Genomic DNA, 231 nt, shown 5'->3' with positions numbered 1-231 from the left:
AGCGGCATCGGTGGCGGCTGTAAAGTGCAGCGCTCCGCCGGAGACGGACAGTACCACCCCTACTTCCACCGCCAGCCGGTGCAGGAAATCCCAGTCGCTGATGCCGTCCTGTGCCACATGCTGCAGCACCGGGCCTTTCGCATCGACCTTGCCGGCTTTGATTCCTGCCCGCTGGGCGACCTTGCGGACTATGTCCGCGGCAGTGCTCTGCAGGTACGCCTCCACCCTGCG

General features: G+C 65.8%; 1 protein-coding gene. It reads right to left on the bottom strand.

Annotated elements, in window-relative coordinates; translation table 11 throughout:
* Positions 1-231, bottom strand: a 231-nt coding sequence (locus AC3XQU_RS25125) for a contractile injection system protein, VgrG/Pvc8 family (protein ID WP_489876798.1), incomplete at both ends; no start/stop codon positions are given.

The organism is Telluria sp. AZSoR62 (genome assembly GCF_058111565.1).
This window is presented reverse-complemented; position numbering and strand designations above follow the sequence as displayed.